The 859-nt window shown below is 75.3% G+C and carries 1 protein-coding gene and 1 pseudogene; both read left to right on the top strand.

Annotated elements, in window-relative coordinates:
• Window positions 1–643: TIGR04222 domain-containing membrane protein (locus tag D183_RS0113075; protein WP_017909395.1), on the top strand; the 643-nt coding region annotated here is incomplete at its 5' end.
• Window positions 643–859 (top strand): annotated as a pseudogene (locus D183_RS0113080) (CDP-alcohol phosphatidyltransferase family protein); the annotation flags it as partial. The gene D183_RS0113075 and the pseudogene D183_RS0113080, both read left to right, overlap by 1 nt.

The raw sequence follows: 859 nt of genomic DNA on the forward strand, positions 1-859 counted from the left end.
GCACGTGCGCCGCCAGGCGCGGCTGCAGTCCACCACGGTCGCGGTACCGCCGGCGCTGCAGCGCGCGCTGGCGATCGTGCGCGCGCACCCGCAGTTGCAGCAGGCGCTGGCCGCGTTGCGGCGCGACGCCGCGCCGCTGCGCCGGTCACTGGTCGACAAGGGGCTGTGGCTGGGCCATGGACAGGCGTTGTGCGCCCGCCTGTTCGGCGCCGCACCGTTGCTGGCGCTGTGGACCCTGGGCGTGATGAAGGTGCGGATCGGCCTGCAGTTGCAGCGCCCGATCGGCTTCCTGGTGGCGGCGATGGTGGTGGTCGCGGTCGTTGCGCTTGGCTTCCTGCTCACGCCACCGCGGCGCAGCGTCGCCGGCGATGCGCTGCTGGCCGAGCGCGATGCGGCATGGCGCGATGGCGTCGCCGCGCCCTCGCTGGCGCCCGGTTCGCACTTGGCGCTGCCGCTGGCCCTGGCCGGTACCAGCGTGCTGATGACCACGCCCTGGGCCGACTATCACGCCTTGCGTGCGCCCGCAGCCAACGGCCGCGGCGGCAGCTGTTCGACCAGCAACTGCGGTGGGGGAGGTGGCAGCAGCGACGGTGGCAGCAGTTGCGGCGGTGGTGGCTGCGGCGGCTGTGGAGGCGGCGACTGATGGCCGCTTCGACCTGGCAGGCGCGGCGCGCGCAGTGGCGTGTGCGGCTGGCGCTGGCGTTGCGCGCGCGTGGGGCCACGCCCAATGGCGTGTCCTGGACCGGACTGGCGTGCGCGGTGCTGGCGGCGCTGATGTTCGCCCTGGCCTGGCGCGAGCCGCCGGCCAATGCCGCCGCGCTGCTGGTGCTGGCGGCGCTGGCGCTGCAGGCGCGGCTGC

The sequence above is a fragment of the Xanthomonas sp. SHU 199 genome, from assembly GCF_000364665.1.
Taxonomy (GTDB): Bacteria; Pseudomonadota; Gammaproteobacteria; order Xanthomonadales; family Xanthomonadaceae; genus Xanthomonas_A; species Xanthomonas_A sontii.